The sequence below is a fragment of the Rhodoferax ferrireducens genome (genome assembly GCF_003347515.1).
In the GTDB taxonomy this organism is placed as follows: domain Bacteria; phylum Pseudomonadota; class Gammaproteobacteria; order Burkholderiales; family Burkholderiaceae_C; genus Rhodoferax.
On the sequence record NZ_QEII01000044.1, the window covers coordinates 1 to 255 of the forward strand.

A 255-nucleotide genomic window follows, 5' to 3' on the forward strand; every position below is an offset into this window, starting at 1 on the left:
ACAAGGCTACCGCGTGATTCGCTTTGATAATCGCGACGCTGGCCTTTCAACCCACTTCCATAGCGCGTCGATGCCAGATCTCGCTGCAATTGCCGACGCAGTCTCTCGCGGCGAAACGCCCAATGTGCCTTATACGCTGTTCGATATGGCGAACGACGCTGTAGGACTTCTCGATTCGTTGATGATCAAACGAGCGCACGTGGTTGGGAGATCAATGGGCGGCATGATTGCACAACTGTTGGCCAGCGAGCATGC

The 255-nt window shown here is 55.3% G+C and carries 1 protein-coding gene; it reads left to right on the forward strand.

Going from position 1 to position 255, the window contains the following annotated elements; genetic code table 11:
* Positions 1–13: 13 nt before the first annotated feature.
* Positions 14–255: alpha/beta fold hydrolase (locus C5P05_RS00180; RefSeq protein WP_232834266.1), on the forward strand; the 242-nt coding region annotated here is incomplete at its 3' end.